The sequence below is a fragment of the Proteiniborus sp. genome (assembly GCF_040308045.1).
GTDB lineage: Bacteria > Bacillota > Clostridia > Tissierellales > Proteiniboraceae > Proteiniborus.
In genome coordinates this window covers 93,287-108,820 of sequence record NZ_JAWRHZ010000060.1, presented here as the reverse complement: position 1 = coordinate 108,820, position 15,534 = coordinate 93,287, and the positions used below count along the sequence as shown (strand labels likewise).

Annotated in this window: 15 protein-coding genes; 2 read left to right on the top strand and 13 right to left on the bottom strand. The window is 33.2% G+C overall.

The window, feature by feature from the left end; all coding sequences use genetic code 11:
* A partial coding sequence (locus ABV008_RS13025; protein ID WP_352420265.1) for a D-glycero-alpha-D-manno-heptose-1,7-bisphosphate 7-phosphatase occupies positions 1 to 498 on the bottom strand: 498 nt, incomplete at its 3' end.
* 91 nt (positions 499 to 589) lie between these two features.
* On the opposite strand from ABV008_RS13025, the gene ABV008_RS13020 reads away from it, so the two are divergent.
* Positions 590 to 850: a cysteine-rich small domain-containing protein gene (locus ABV008_RS13020; protein WP_352420264.1), complete on the top strand. Its 261-nt coding sequence runs from the start codon at positions 590 to 592 to the stop codon at positions 848 to 850.
* Positions 851 to 941: 91 nt separating this feature from the next.
* On the opposite strand, the gene ABV008_RS13015 is transcribed toward ABV008_RS13020, so the two are convergent.
* Positions 942 to 1,343 (bottom strand): C-GCAxxG-C-C family (seleno)protein, encoded by a 402-nt coding sequence (locus ABV008_RS13015; protein WP_352420263.1) that lies wholly within the window; start codon positions 1,341 to 1,343, stop codon positions 942 to 944.
* Between the two features lie 180 nt (positions 1,344 to 1,523).
* Here ABV008_RS13015 and ABV008_RS13010 point away from each other — a divergent pair, with 180 nt between their 5' ends.
* Positions 1,524 to 3,305, top strand: a complete 1,782-nt coding sequence (locus ABV008_RS13010; RefSeq protein ID WP_352420262.1) for a M3 family oligoendopeptidase — start codon at positions 1,524 to 1,526, stop codon at positions 3,303 to 3,305.
* Positions 3,306 to 3,474: 169 nt separating this feature from the next.
* Here the strand turns inward: ABV008_RS13010 and ABV008_RS13005 are convergent, their stop codons facing one another.
* The 11 genes from ABV008_RS13005 to ABV008_RS12955 all read right to left on the bottom strand — a co-directional run bounded on the left by ABV008_RS13005 (position 3,475) and on the right by ABV008_RS12955 (position 15,529).
* Positions 3,475 to 4,782, bottom strand: coding sequence for a metallopeptidase TldD-related protein (locus ABV008_RS13005; RefSeq protein ID WP_352420261.1), 1,308 nt, complete (start codon positions 4,780 to 4,782; stop codon positions 3,475 to 3,477).
* On the bottom strand, positions 4,782 to 6,212 hold the full coding sequence (locus ABV008_RS13000) for a TldD/PmbA family protein (RefSeq protein ID WP_352420260.1): 1,431 nt from the start codon (positions 6,210 to 6,212) through the stop codon (positions 4,782 to 4,784). The genes ABV008_RS13005 and ABV008_RS13000 overlap by 1 nt, the downstream gene beginning before the upstream one ends.
* Positions 6,213 to 6,320: 108 nt before the next feature.
* The gene (locus ABV008_RS12995) at positions 6,321 to 6,716 is read right to left on the bottom strand and encodes a hypothetical protein (protein ID WP_352420259.1); all 396 of its coding nucleotides are present in this window, start codon (positions 6,714 to 6,716) and stop codon (positions 6,321 to 6,323) included.
* Positions 6,717 to 6,728: 12 nt separating this feature from the next.
* The gene (locus tag ABV008_RS12990; RefSeq protein ID WP_352420258.1) at positions 6,729 to 9,821 is read right to left on the bottom strand and encodes a GNAT family N-acetyltransferase; all 3,093 of its coding nucleotides are present in this window, start codon (positions 9,819 to 9,821) and stop codon (positions 6,729 to 6,731) included.
* A gap of 185 nt (positions 9,822 to 10,006) precedes the next feature.
* On the bottom strand, positions 10,007 to 10,132 hold the full coding sequence (locus tag ABV008_RS12985; RefSeq protein WP_352420257.1) for a hypothetical protein: 126 nt from the start codon (positions 10,130 to 10,132) through the stop codon (positions 10,007 to 10,009).
* Between the two features lie 188 nt (positions 10,133 to 10,320).
* Positions 10,321 to 10,446 carry a hypothetical protein gene (locus ABV008_RS12980; protein ID WP_352420256.1) on the bottom strand — a complete coding sequence of 42 codons (126 nt, stop codon included), beginning with the start codon at positions 10,444 to 10,446 and terminating at the stop codon, positions 10,321 to 10,323.
* A gap of 29 nt (positions 10,447 to 10,475) precedes the next feature.
* Complete coding sequence (locus ABV008_RS12975) at positions 10,476 to 10,598, bottom strand: hypothetical protein (RefSeq protein WP_352420255.1); 123 nt, start codon at positions 10,596 to 10,598, stop codon at positions 10,476 to 10,478.
* Positions 10,599 to 11,166: 568 nt separating this feature from the next.
* Positions 11,167 to 12,003: an aminotransferase class IV gene (locus ABV008_RS12970; RefSeq protein ID WP_352420254.1), complete on the bottom strand. Its 837-nt coding sequence runs from the start codon at positions 12,001 to 12,003 to the stop codon at positions 11,167 to 11,169.
* A 74-nt stretch (positions 12,004 to 12,077) separates the two neighbouring features.
* Positions 12,078 to 13,052, bottom strand: coding sequence for a DUF4349 domain-containing protein (locus ABV008_RS12965; protein WP_352420253.1), 975 nt, complete (start codon positions 13,050 to 13,052; stop codon positions 12,078 to 12,080).
* Positions 13,053 to 13,108: 56 nt separating this feature from the next.
* On the bottom strand, positions 13,109 to 14,044 hold the full coding sequence (locus ABV008_RS12960; protein WP_352420252.1) for a hypothetical protein: 936 nt from the start codon (positions 14,042 to 14,044) through the stop codon (positions 13,109 to 13,111).
* A 66-nt stretch (positions 14,045 to 14,110) separates the two neighbouring features.
* The gene (locus ABV008_RS12955; RefSeq protein ID WP_352420251.1) at positions 14,111 to 15,529 is read right to left on the bottom strand and encodes a flotillin family protein; all 1,419 of its coding nucleotides are present in this window, start codon (positions 15,527 to 15,529) and stop codon (positions 14,111 to 14,113) included.
* Positions 15,530 to 15,534: the final 5 nt, after the last annotated feature.

The window sequence follows — 15,534 nt, the reverse complement described above, 5'->3', positions numbered from 1 at the left end:
TATTATTTTCTGTGCTACTTCTTCTAAATCCTTACCATTTATATCTGAACTTAAGCTTTCTTCTCCAATCTTTGCTGTTTTACAACCTGCACTTTTACCTGCTTCAATATCTGTTTCCATATCGCCTATTATCCAGCTATTACTTAGATCTATATTATATTTTTCAGCTAATTCTAGAATCATACCTGGTTTTGGTTTTCTGCAATCTGATTTTCTTTTAAAATCAGGACAATATACTATTTCAGTTATTTCGCAAAAAGGCTCTAATTCAGCAACTAGTTTTTCATGTATTTTATCAAGATTTTCATGAGTTAAATGTCCTAACTCAACCCCTCCTTGATTTGTTACTACAAAAAACTGATAACCAGCGTCATAAAGAAGCTTCATTCCTTTCTTTGCAGCATCATATATTATTAAATCTTCGGGTTTATTGACATGATTTTTATTGTCATTGATAACACCATCTCTATCTAAAAAAATAGCTTTTATTTTTCTCACCTCTATTGTTTAATTATGAATTGTTTTATTATATAATAAGGGTAGTTTTAATAGGATATAATTTTTAAAAATACTACTAAGGAGAATTAAAATGAGCCAAAATTTCAAATTTGTACAGAATTCAAAATGTGAATACTTTCCTTGCCATAAAGTCAAGGATAACGAAAGCTTTAATTGCTTATTCTGTTATTGCCCACTTTATATGCTAAAGGACAAATGTGGTGGAAACTTTGTTTACAGTAGTGGAATAAAGGATTGCTCTAAATGTATTATCCCCCATAGTCCTGGAGGATATGAGTATATAATGAAAAAAATGGAGGATGTAATTCGTATAGGAAGTGAAAGAGACTAGAATTTAAGCGCTAGTCTCTTTTACAAAACTAATACACAATAGATAAAATAGAAATATTAAGCGTGGCAAGTTTGCAAATTGTAGTATTTTTCTATTTCATTCTCTCTTCTACTATCTCATCTAATATATCTGCAGCCTTAAATATTATATCAGAACAGCCCTTTACTTCATCTCTATATTTTACCTTCAATGAGGAACAATCTATGGTTCCCATTGACTTTTCAAATTTATTTAAGAACTCACTTGTTAACTCTTTTATTTCGCTTTCGTGAGCTGTGTTTTCAACAAAAAGCTTACTAAGCACCATTACTGAAGCTGTTAGAGCGCCACATGTACTTTCTATACCCATTCCACCGCCAAATCCTGCTGCTAGCTTCATAGTCTCTTTTCCTAAGCCTAGGTTATAGATTTCATTAGCCCCATATAATATTTTTTCTGCACAATTATAATTTTGTTCCTGTCCATAACCTTTTAATATTAACTTCTTTAGCATGTCTATCTCCTCCAAAAGTAAATTTGTCATATAGATATATTATCAAAAAATATTAAATGTAAGTATATAATATTTTAACAATTATTGTATTTCGGGTGTCTAAATATTTTCATTGAATTTACCATGATTAAATTGTATTATAAATATATAGTCATAAATTAATAACATGGAGGGATTAAGATGGACATGAGATGGAGTTTAAATGAACTTTATTCATCCTTTGAGTCAGAAGATTTTAAATCTGATATGGAAAAGCTCTACAAACTAATTGATGAGTTAAAGGAGTGGGCTGAGTTAAACTTTAGTTCTAAGGAAAGTGCAGTAGCAAAGGCAGAGGAATATATAAAGCGCATGTCTGAGTTTATTACTCTACATACTAAGCTTGCTTCATATGCAAGACTTACTGCTAGTGTTGACGCTAAAAATGAGCAAGCATTAAAGGTTTCTGATAGGTTAAGCATTAAATTTTCAGAATTGACTAAAGCTTTTGTCAGCTATCAAAAATGGATTGGAAGCATTGATAATATTGATGAATTATTTGCTGAATCAGATATATTAAGAAAACATGAATTTATCATTAAAGAAGCCGCAAATAATGCAAAATATTTGCTTGGTGAAAAAGAAGAAATTATAATTTCTAAAATGAGAAATACGGGCTCTACTGCTTGGTCAAATCTTCAAAATATGATTACTTCAACACTTCTAGTAGATATTGAATTAAATGGGGAGAAAAAGCAATTGCCTTTGCCTGCAGTAAGGAACCTAGCTCATGAAAAGAATCCTGAAATAAGAAAAACAGCTTATTATGCTGAGTTAGAATCATATAAAAAAATTGAAGAATCATCTGCAGCCTGCTTAAATGGAATAAAAGGCGAAGTAATAACTACATCTGAACTTAGAGGATATTCTTCTCCTTTAGAAGAAACTTTGTATAATTCAAGAATGGACAAGGAAACTCTTGATGCCATGCTTGCTGCTATGAAAGAAAGCTTACCTGCTTTTCGTAAGTACTATAGAAAGAAGGCTGAACTTCTAGGTCATTCTAATGGGCTTCCTTTTTATGATATGTTTGCTCCTATGGGAGAAGTGAACATTACATTCACATATGAGGAAGCTAGAGACTATATTGTTAAGAATTTTAGAAGCTTTAGTGATGAGCTTGCAGATTTCGCTGCTAATGCATTTGAAAAGAACTGGATTGATGCAGAGCCAAGGGAAGGAAAACGTGGTGGAGCATTTTGTTCTAATCTTCGACCAATACAGGAAAGCCGTATAATGGCTAACTTCAATGGAAGCTTTAGCAATATGACTACTTTAGCTCATGAGCTAGGCCATGGATACCATGGACATTGTCTAAAGAATGAACCTATTTTAAATTGTAGCTATCCTATGCCTTTAGCTGAAACTGCTTCTATTTTCTGTGAAACAATTGTAGTAAATGCAGCATTAAAGGAAGCTTCTCAAGAGGAAGCCTTTGGGATCTTAGAATCTTCTATTTCTGATGCAGGCCAGGTTATAGTAGATATATTAAGCCGTTATATATTTGAAACTAATCTATTCGAGAAGAGAAAAGACAGTGCATTATCTGTAAAGGAATTTAAAGAACTAATGATAAATGCACAAAAAGAAGCATATGGTGAAGGATTAGATCCTAACTATCTACATCCTTATATGTGGATTAATAAAACACATTATTATTCTGCTGGTAGAAACTTCTACAACTTCCCATACGCATTTGGTCTATTATTCGCTAAGGGGATTTATGCAGAATATCTAAAACGCGGCAGTGATTTCGTTCCTGAATACAATAAGCTATTAGTGGCTACAGGAAGAAATAATATTGCTGATGTAACTAAAATGGTTGGTATAGATGTTCGCTCTATAGATTTTTGGAGAAGCTCATTGAAGCTAGTTGAAGAGGATATTGAAAGATTTATTGAGTTGGCAGATAAAGTAAAGTAGAATAAATAAAACACCGTTATATGAATTTGAAACTGCTGAAAAGGTAAGATTGTCATTCTGAAGCGAAGCTGAAGAATCTCGTGTTTTTAATACATAGAGATCCTTCGCTAACGCTCAGGATGACAGCAAAAGACGTTTCAGTAGTCTCATTTCTAACGGTGTTTATATTTTACTCCACGCCTGCAATACTCACATTTAGTAGCTTTATTGACTTTGGTCCACTAAAATTATTTGTTTTCTGAGTTTCTTTAGATAAATACATCTCTTTATGAACATCGCTTATATTACCTGAAATAGAACCTCCCGTTACTGGTACTATTTTCTCTCCGTCATTGTACCAGCCTAATCTTATTTCACCAGCAAAATCACCTGTCAATGTATCCATCTGAAAATCAGAAAATACTTTAAGCTCTAGATAAGGACCTTCTTTGATTTCTTCTAAGGTCTTACTGCCACCTTCTACTAATACATTTCTTATGGTACCTGTCGGATTGATACCTAAATAATGAGAAAATCTTGTATTGCCCCAATATCTTTTTAATACACCATCCTCGTATAATGAAACTCTAGCTAGCCTTAGACCATCTTCATCATAAGGTGCTGAAGCTGTAGAGTTGTCTAGATAAGGGTCAAGTTCAATGTTAACTTTGTCTCCCTTTACATCATCACCCTGTATGTTTTTATCAATCTTAGCAGTTGAAGTCTGTTCATAGATCGAGCGTGCTGCTGCTTGGTCATAGTAGTAGTAAAAGAATTCCTTTACTGGCTCTCCAGATAATATTATAGGTGTATCTTTTATCATAGGTGTAGGTTTTGCAATTGCTTTATCTCTACATATTTTAAGCATTTCATTTACAGATTCGGTTATGAATTTGTCATCATAATCAGAAAAAACAATATCCTGGTAAAGCTCTACTTCTTCGCCTTCATCTTCCTTCCAATTTGTAATAAACTCAAGCTCTCCCCTGTAGGTTTCGTATGATGCATCTACTCCCTCAGAGTTAAGTATTCTTATATTTACCTTGTCTAGGAAAAGCTCAGCTGAATTAATCCACCCATTATCATATTTATCAGCAATAAAGATTTCGTCTGTAAGCTTAGGCATCCAGTTTGACATAGACTCCTTGAAAAATCTATTTTCCATTATCGGTTGAATCTCTACCTTAGGCTCCACTAATGGATAGTATTCATTTTTAACAAAGCCTGCAGCATATAGGGCATTAGTTATCGCATTTTTTATTTCTTCTTCATTCATAGTAGGATGTATTGCAGTTGTAGATGAGCCTCTATATTTTTTGCTGTCTTCCTCGAAATCCTTATAAACAGTGATGCTTATATGGTGTACATCCTTAGCTCTATTCATATCAAGCTCTTTTTTTATAAAGAATAATTCCTTTGATTCTACTTTCTTCTCATTGAGCTTCCATCCGTCTAGACCCTCAATATTTGATAATATTTCTTTTATTTTATCTATCATTATCCCAACCTCACTCTTGCTTTAATATATGGACCTCCATCAGCTGCTTTTACCCACTCCTTGTAGCCCTTTCCACAAGCTCCTGAACCAAAAATCTCCACTTCCTCTGATACCATAGAGATGGATTTTAGAACATCTGGAACATAGCCAGTCATAATAACAGGAGACATAATATTTCCTGTTAGCACTCCGTTTTTTATTTCCTTTGCTATTAGAATCATACACTGAATTCCCCAGTTTTTTGGGTCTTCCATACCACTTAACATAACGTCAAGAAGGTAGCCTTCTTTTACTGAAGCAATCATATCCTCAAGTTTATCTTTACCACCTTCGAAGAATGTATTAGTCATTCTTGCATAGGCTTTCCTTTCAAAGGATTCTCTTTTACCGTTGCCAGTAGGCTTTGTACCTAGCCTTAGTGCTGAAAGTAAATCTGATATTCCAGTTTTGAGAATTCCTTTATCTATTATTATTGTATCGGTTCCAAGAACGCCTTCATCATCAAAAAAGTATGAGGATACATTTTCTGCTGCAGCTGCTCCATCATGCATTATTACTAACTCTGATGCCACTTCTTTATTAATAAATTCAGCAGCCTTTGCTCGATTTTTAACGAACATATCCATTTCAACACCATGTCCAAAAGCCTCATGTGCTATTAAGCCTGCTATTCCTGGTGAGCATATGACATCATATTCTCCTGGGATGATTTTCTTTGCATCTAGAAGTTTCTCTGCATACGATATTACTTCTTTTACTTTATGCTGAAGCTCGTCAAGTAGTTCAACACCCTTTAGTCCCGCTACACTATCATAGTAAAACTTGGTATTATCATCTTTTCTAACTACTGCTGAAAGACTTCCCTGACTCCATATGTAGGATTGCTCTAAATCTTTATTTTGAGAAATAAAGATTTTTGATACATGACAGTCTCCATAGGTTATTCTAAAATCCACTAGCAAATCTGAATAAGTAAAGGCCTCATCCTTTATTCTAGTCATTGTCTTAATTTTTTCCTCAGCACTTACTTCCTCAGGAAGTATCTCTACTTCTTTGAAAACCTTTTCTGCAATCTTATCCTCTTCAATAACTGGATAAGTACCTATCTTCACTGCTGATTCTTTCAGTCTGTTAATATCATTATTAACCTTATTCTTTATGTTTTCGATTAGTGAACCTAATCCTTCTTCTGATAGTCTATTAAAGGAATATTCTGAGTAATTGTATCCATTATGAACTCTCACTACAAATCCTCTCTCAGTCCATTCTGAATCGTTTAAGCTAATTCCTGTCTTGTAAACAGAATATGTCTTACCACATGTATCTGCTCCTAAAACAGATACATATTTAAAAGACTTGGATAATTCAGAAACTAGTTCCTTTAGTAACTGCTTCTTCTCTTGCAAATACCTTGACATACTAACCTGCATTGTGGCACCCCCTCAAAATATTGTTGCTAAATAACATATATTACTAGTTTATCACTTTGATTACTAATAATCAAAATAGCTTTAGTATAATTAATAGCTATATTAGATTTACTTATTCTTTAGCTTGCTAAATACATAAAATGGATAATACCCTGCATATATCTTTATGCCAATGGAATTATTCTTTAATGCTTCTTCAATTTGTAAGAGCTCTTTTTCTTTTGATTCTCCTACCAGTTTAACTGGATTAATACCAACACAATATGCTAATTTACTTGGTAGCTTATGTTCTAAGTCGAGGCTCATGGGATTAGAGGAGGAAACGTCAGGGAATCCTCCTTTCATTTCCTCTGTTACTCCCATTCCAATCCCTGCTATAATATTATTATTCTCAAACTCCTTATTCAGTCCTAATGCAGAATAATCTACAAAGGAAATATCCTTAGCTGTTTTCTCAAAGCTTTCAATTCTAGAAAAGTGCAAATGGGCATCTATTATTTTCATATGACTATTCTCCTAAAATCTTATATTTCTTAAGCATTTCAACATGTCATCATCCATTACTTCATTAGTAAATATTAAAAAGCTTGCTGGTAAGAAGACCTTTTCATTATTCTTAATATCCATTTTATTAATTATACAGGCCCCTATTGCTTCGTTATCGGTAAAGCCATACATAGGAATGTTTCCATTATTATAAACCATCAGCTTATCCTCCCTATTTACACTACTGAAAATCAAAGCTCCATCAGTTTTAATATCATAGTCTTTTACTGCTTTATATGTTGCTAATTGTCCAGAGAGAGTCTTTATGGTTACCATGCTGTTTTTATACTCTTCATCTAGCTTAAGATACATATCTGTCATGAAGCTCTTAGAATTAAAATAATAACCTGTCTCTTGAGTAATTTCTGTAGTTTGACATAGTACTGGTACTCCTGGAAGCATTAAATAGTACTGTGCTATCTTAAGTCCCTTGAATTTTTCATTTTTCTTTATATTTGTTCTTATGACTATTCCATTCCAAGTATTTCCTACATTATCGTTTAGTTCTACGAAATCCGCTTCTCTATCTTCTTCAGCAAATGACCTCGCAGTCATTTCTTCTGGCAATGTTACTATTCCACCAAACCATGGATTCCACCATGATTTAGGTCTAGGTTCAGGAAAAGAAGTATCGAGCCATTCCTTAGAGTTGTATAGTAGAGAATATATAGTACCTGAAAACTGCGGAGAAGTTTTAATTATCATTTCTCCATTATCAAGTGATAAAGTTTCCATTCCGTTTCTCATATTTCTATTTTTCTTAATCACTGCATTGTCGTCAATCTTAAATACTGCCGACTTCTTCTGTAGCAATACTGAATCAAAATCAATATTCAATGCTAATGTATCAATTTTAGGAGTGTTATTTCCAGTAACAGAAAATACAGTCTCATTAGCTTGATCAATAATACTGAATTTTTTCTCAAGCTCTTTAATGGAATCATTAATTGAACTTAGTTTCATTTTTCCATCAAAATAAGATTTTCTATAGTCTTTTATCCTTACATCAAATCTGTCACCTACAAATGGATTTCCATTGTTAATATTTATTTCAAGCTTATCAGTGGTGTTCAGCTTGTTATTATCTTGACAGCCATCCTTCATTGCAAATCTTCTTAATTCCTTCCAATCCTTAAAGGTATCTATTGCCATATAGCATGGTTCTGTACATATACTTGAATGAGCAGGAATCTTGCCTAGATTTTTGTCAATTGACAAATACCAGTTGTTGAATTTTATTTTGTCCTTCACTGGCCAGCATAGGCTGATAGTTGCATTTTCCTCGCTGGAGTAAATCCAGTTCTCAGTAAATTTATTGCTATCCCAAAAATCTAAGCCACTGCTATCTTCTCCAATTAATTTTATGTACTTATCTTCGTAAGGAATGATAGCATCTATAAGATCATAATAGTAGCTCTGACTAAACCATACTTCCTCATCAGCATCTACATCATTAGTGTTCTGTATCTCATAGCTGTGTTCTACCAAACCATTAGCATATAGCTTTGATATAGATACAATCTGTATATGTTTAAAGTCTCTTGAGCTATAAAAAGCTTTTAAAGCAATGTAATCACCTTCACAATAACTTTCTACTGTGTGAGGCCTTTCCTTAGAGAATTCAAGAGAAAAAGGCAATCCAATCTTAGGATAGAATGCTACCACTTCATGACTGATTCCAGGTATTCTTCTTAATATTAAGTCATTATCGAACTTAGTTAAATGTAATGAATAGCTTCCATTAAACACGCTCCAATATTCATCTGACTCTCCACCAAATTTACTATTATATCCACTAAATTGTAAGGATATCTTTCTCTTAAATTCCACAGAGCTATTTGAAAGATTTGCCTTAATACTTATCGTAGCCTCATATGAAAATGATTTATTTAAAATGTATGGCACCATTATAGAGGATTTTTCTTGTGAAGCTAATGTTATGCTAAAGCTCCTATTTTGAATTATTATATTATCTGATTCAGGTAATACAAACTGGAATACAGCCTTTTCCTTAAAGCTGTTTTCAATATCAATATAAAATTCTGAACTTGTATTCTTCAACTTATGTGTATTTGGTGCTGATAAGGAAAGCTTTGCTGGAAACTTAGGCTTAATTCCTATCTTAAACAAAGCATTTTTACCATTAATTGATATATTAGCTAGCACACAAGGATGGGTTCTCCAATGACTTTGCTCCTCTTCTATTGCATCAACAAAAAAGCTAGCAGTAATGGTTTGCTTATCTTCTACTGACGAGACTGTTTTAAAGGAAAACTTAATATTTTTATCATCCTCTCCATTAATAGTTATATCTAATTTTTTACCAGTTTTATTTACAATGTTGTAGCTTATATTATATTCCCTTCCGAAAACTAGCTCTTGCTCTTGAATATCTGCACTTATTAGATAATCATCAGTCTCGATTAAACGCAATCCCCTTCCTTTTCTGTCAAAACCCATTCTTAGATACTTTTCGTCCTTTTCCCATATGTACTCATAATTTGAAAACTTATCTTCTTCATTTCCATCTGGCTTTATTTCAATATTTCTCTTACAATCCTGGTACCAGTCAAACACTTCAAAGAATTCCTTCACAGCATCTGTTTGCAATACTGTAGGTATGAAATTCATTAAATGCGTAGAATCATCCCTTTTCTCCCAGAAGAAGCCACACTTCTTATATAACGGAACTGCTTTTGTATTGCCTGGCCAAGTGTATAAGTCAATCCTAGGCCACCCTAACTCTATAGTTCTTTTAACAGCCTGAAGTACTAATGCTTTTCCTACCTTTTTCCCATGGTAATCTGGACGAACATTTAATGTAGGAATGTATAAGGCTCCCTCATCCTGCCTATATTCTGAAAAGCTGCAATATCCAACAGCCTCATCTCCATCTAAAGCTACATATATGTTTAGATTTCCTGTATTTTCATTTTCTTCAATTACACTTTCTTCAGTGTATATGCTATCCGAACCACCCCAACTGTCCATACTCATATTCCACATATCCGCTAATGATTTAGCATACATTTTATCGTATTCTACTATTTTAATATCTCCCATTTTATAACCCCCTTGTTAGGTTTGATATGCAGGCAGATATTAACACTTATTAACATCTGCCCCATGTTTGATTTATCTGATAGCGTAGCTAGGTATTGTTTTCAAATTCAAGTTTATAGTATTCATTTAACCCCCTATAAAATCTAACTTCAAAATCGTTCATAATATTAAAATCAAACATCACATTATCTCCTCCAAATATTTTTATTTTTTTTGAACTCTAGTCTTAAATACTCATTTAAACCAACATCTTTTTTTGTTTCATATTTTTTTAGTTCAAATTCTGTAACAGTTACCCCTAATAAATTCATACATATCACCTGCCTATCCTGTAATGTGTTTTGGAAAATCTATTTTTTCCGATTTAGCTTAGAAAGACTGAACATAATACTATTTCATATATTTTTTCTTTTTAGTCTTTTTGCTTTCTAGCTTCAAAAATTCTTCTAAACGAAAATCTTTATGATAATCATATTGCATTATTAAGCTTGTAAACATACTACCACATCCTATCGCTTTTCTTTTTAGTCTTTTTACTTTCTAGCCTTAAAAATTCTTCTAAACGAGAATCTTTATCTAAATCATATAGCAAAATATTTGCTTCTATCGGATTTTGTATAAACATATCTATCACCTCCAATGCTATATGTTATACTAATGTACTTTTTTCTCAGGATCTAAGCTTAACTTAAAGTCCCTATGTCTTTTCTTATCCTTTTTCTTGGCACTTTTCTCGAGTAAATAAAATGAAGTTACCAGCTGTAAGACGTCATTCATGCAAATCACCTCCTTAAATATTTCTAATACATAAAATCTACCTCCGCTTACGTGCTTTCATATATATAACGATTGAGCAATTAAAAATGTCCATTCTGGTTTTTTGTTGAATTTATAGTATGTTTTTGAAATACAGGCATAATAAAAGCCGCAGATAGTTACTCTGCGGCTTTTTAATACAAAACTACAAGCATATTGCTGAATTCTCTGATTTCGTGCAAGTTGCTTATGTATTGGCTCAAACAAAAAGTCGCGAGCATCTAGCCCACGACTATATTATTTTTCAACACAATAAAAGTGCATAAAAATATAAAAAGTCGCAGACTATACACCTGCGACTAGAAACATCATAATTATTTTATCATCAAAAAATAACTATAAATTAACTCTTCTACCTGTTCGCAGGCCGTTATTATTTCTGTTTTCAATTCTGTTAGTTCTGTTCAAATTTCTCATTAACATCTTTCACGGCCTCCTTTTCATTATTGGTAAAGCCTACTAAATTAGGCTACCTTTTTATATTACCACCATTTTTTACATATTGCAATACCTTTTTTGGAAAATTTTATTATTTTTTTATATTTATTTTTATATATTCCTGCATTTTTTGTAAATAGCCTTCTGCTATTCTTTTGATAATATGATTGTTTACCGAGTCTAGCTTGATATCATCTATAGTCGCTATAGGAAGAGCATTGACTGATGTACCTGTCATAAAAGCTCCATCAAGGCCCTTTAAAGAATTCTTGTGAACTTCTTCCTCTATTACTTCTATGTCCCTCTCCCTACATACGTTCATAATTTCATTTCTTGTTATTCCTAAGAGCACATCTCCTGCTGGTGCTGTATAGACCTTGTCACCCTTTACAAAAAACATATTTGAGCGGCTACCTTCTGTAATGTATCCATTTCTATTTACTAAAAGAGCTTCATAGGCATTTTGTGCTTTAATTTCATCATTAATTCTCTGTCTCAAATCAGCATTAACTATTTTTGCATTGGGGTTTTCCCTTTCAGAGTCGAATAGAATAGTATGGATTCCCTTTGCATATACTTCTTTTTCTGGATAGCTGCTTTTATTATAATAAATCATAAATGTCTGATTTGGGCTATCTATGTTAGTACATAAAAGCTTTATATTCATGTTATGCTCTTTATTAGCATCTATTAGCTTATGTATTTCCTCTGTAATCTCTTCATCAGATTTTTTTATAGTCTTACCTATTAGTTCAGCTGACTTTCTCATTCTCTCTATATGTCCCTCTAGAAATACTGGAACACCATCAATAATTCTAATCACTTCATATATCAATGGTGAAGTTGCTTCCTTAAATCCATCATCCTTTGATATAGGTACTATTTCACCATTGTATATATAGTATTTCAATAATGCTTCATTATCCATTTTATTCACCTCTAGAATATTGTTATGTTCTACATATACATTATAGCTCATCAGAAGAAAAAATATAGTACTTTTTAATCTTCATCTTTATCTATTTTCTTAACTCTTCTTTTTACAACTTTCTTAAAAATGTAATAAGCTACTAATCCTATGATTGCTAGAATAAATAAAACAGGAAGTAATACAGCTATTGCAACTATAAGCTCTTTTCCTAGGTTAATAATTTCTTTTATGGATTTACTGAATCCGTCTACTATTCTATCTCCAAGTGTAACAGGTTCTGGAGCTTGTATTTCTCTAACCTCGTATATTATTAAATCTATAGTTGAAAAGCTAACTAAATTATCCCATTTTCTTAAAGTACCTGTATAGCTTTCTATTTGATATCTAACATTAGAAAGTTCTCTTTCTAGATTTATGATATCCTCTATTTTATCTGCTTTTCTTAATATATCTAGTAGTCTTTCTTCTTGGATTGATAGAGATTTAAGTCTTGCTTCAGTGTCAAAATACTGACTTGTAATATCCTCTCCACCGCGTTCTATCTTTATTACATTTCCTATGTCGCTAAAATCAAGTAGTAGCTGTTCAAAGCTTTTTTCAGGAATTCTAAGTCTAAATGAAGCTACTCTATTTCTAAAATCTTCTTTATTTACTGGTCGTCCACCTGATATGCTGGAGCTTTCTATATAGCCTCCGAGAAAGTTTGTCTTCTCTGTAATTATATTTGTGGTTTTGTCAAATTCCTTTGTTTCTAGTTCTACATTTGCCGATCTTATTATTTTCCTGCCTATATTGGTCTCAGCATTTGTATTTTCTGTACTTTGTTCAGCTTCGCCTGCAACTTGACTATAATTGAAGCCCGATTCCTCTCTAACTGCATCTGCCATATCACTTGTATACTTAGCTTCAGCAGGTGCTGATTGAGCTGGTGATTCACTGGTTTTTGAGTCATAAATACCTTTAGAAGAACAGCCTGAAATCATTAATGTAAATAATAAGATGATTAATATAAAGCTTAATAATCTTTTTTTATTCTTTAAAAACACAATAGCCACCCCCGTGCCTTTTTTATATTAGACGGTAAAAGATGGCTTTTGTTCCTTTATAGTTTATCTCTTATTTCATCCACATTCTTTAACACAATATCTCTCTTTATCTTTATAAGTTCTACATTTTTCATGGGAATAGATGTTTTCATATTCGTTAATGATATATTTAATTTCTCCATAAGCTGTTGATCTTCTTTATTAAGCTTAATCCTTGCTCTAGCAATATTCATTGCCTCTTCTGCTTGTCTTATGCTCTCTTCGCTTTTATCCCAATCACCTGTTCCTCCGTGTAAATGAGCTTGCCTTGTAAAGTATTTTATCCTCATCAATTCGCCTTCACGATTATCCTTATATGCATCGAAGAAGGGAGCCATGTTATATGTTACTTCGTTTGAATAAAATAATGAATTAATAATATTTTTATCTTCGACTGCTACTGTTAAATTATTTATTGTATCCTCAAATTTTGATAATTCCTGTTTCTTAACTCCCTTTTCTATAGCTATTATTTCATAATCCCCCCAAGATGTATGTAAATCCTCAGAGGTTTTTTTAACTGCTTTCCACATAGTATCAATTTTTTCTTGTTTTGTTTCAGGCTTCTTCTCTCCACCAGTCTTTTCAGAAGTTTTCTGCTGATCTTGTCCGCTTCCTCCCTCTGAATCCGAACCACCACCGCCCTGGCTACCTCCGCCTCCGCCACCTTGGCTGCCTCCACCGCCATCACCTTGTCCTTGCTGCTGTTGCTGGGCTTTTTCTTCTGGTTTCTTAGGTTCTTCTGGCTTTTTCATTTCCTCAACAATTTTTTCTATTTCTTTAATTATATCTTCGTTTTTACCTTGCATAGCTTTTAGTTTTTCCGGAACTTTTTCTTCTTTTTTTTCTATATTAGGTTTTTCCGGATTTTTAGTACATGCAGTTGTTGCAAGTATGGTTATAGCTAAAATTATTAAAACCCTTAGGGCTGTATTTTTCTTTAAATTAAACAAAGCAATCACCTCAGATTTAGTATATCCAAGATAATTGCTTTTAATTTATTTGTAAATTTTTTATTTTTAAACAGTTTTTTGTTCTTGGTTAATAGCATCTCCGCTGACTACTTCATGTTCCTTTAAGGATGTAGATAAATATTTAGGTAATTCCATGCCTGCCATCCTAAATAAATCCTCATAAGGAGGTATAGATTTTAGCATTCCTGATAAGAAGTTTGCTGTAGCTGGAGTTCCATCTCCCTTGCCATTCATAGTGTCCCATACAGTTACTTTGTCTATCTTAATATTTTTTATAGCTTCAACTTGAGTTTTCACAAGCTCTGGAAGCTTATCTGCTATCATTAGCATAATCGCATCCTTAGAATCTCCACCTGCTGCATTAACAAGCTTTTGGAATCCTTCCGCCTGCTTACTTAAGATTTCCATAATACCTTGAGCTTCAGCCTGCATTTTAAAAAGTATTGCATCTGCTTCTCCTTTTGCTTGACGGCGAATTCTTTCTGCTTCTGCCTCAGCAGCTATTTCTACCTTCTCTTTTTCTATTTGAGCTTGAATGATGACATCAGCTTCCATTGTTGCTCTTTCCTTGCTAGCTCTAGCTTTTTCCGCCTGCTCCTCTGCAGAGTATGCTTCTTCTAAAGCCTTAGCAGCCTGAACCTTTTCTGCTGCAACTGCTCTTCTTTCTGCCTCTGCTTTCTTTTCTCTTTTTTCTGCTTCTGAATTAGCTATTGTAATATTAGATTTGTTTTCTCCTTCTACTGCTGTAGCATTAGCTTCTGCTACTTGTACTCTCTCATCCATTTTGGCATTTGCTTCACCTATTGCACCGTCACGGTCTTTTTCAGCAACATTTTTCTTTGCATCATTTATTGCCTTAGCAGCAGCTTCTTTTCCTAATGCCTCTATGTAGCCTGACTCATCTCTAATATCTGTTACGTTTACGTTTATAAGCTTTAGTCCGATTTTCTTAAGCTCGCCCTCAACGTTTTTAGAAACATTGGCAAGAAACTTATCTCTATCTGAGTTGATTTCTTCTATTTCCATAGTGGCTATTACGAGTCTCAATTGTCCAAAGATAATGTCCTTTGCTAATTCTTGAACTTCCTTAAGCTGAAGACCAAGCAGCCTTTCTGCAGCATTAGTCATGACTCCTGGTTCTGTTGAGATACCTACTGTAAACCTAGAAGGTACATCTACTCTTATGTTTTGATTACTTAGTGCATTTGTAAGATTTACATCAATAGAAATAGGTGTTAAATCAAGGAACTCATAGCTTTGTATTACTGGCCAAATAAAGGCTGCTCCACCATGAATACATTTAGCTGATCTGTAGTTTCCATCTGCTCCTTTTCCGGTCTTACCATAGGCTACAAGTATTTTGTCTGAAGGACATTTCTTGTACCTTCTAAAAATAGCTGCAATAGTACTAAATATCACTATTACTATTACAGTGACAAGTATTATTGGATAAAGTGAACCCATGTAAT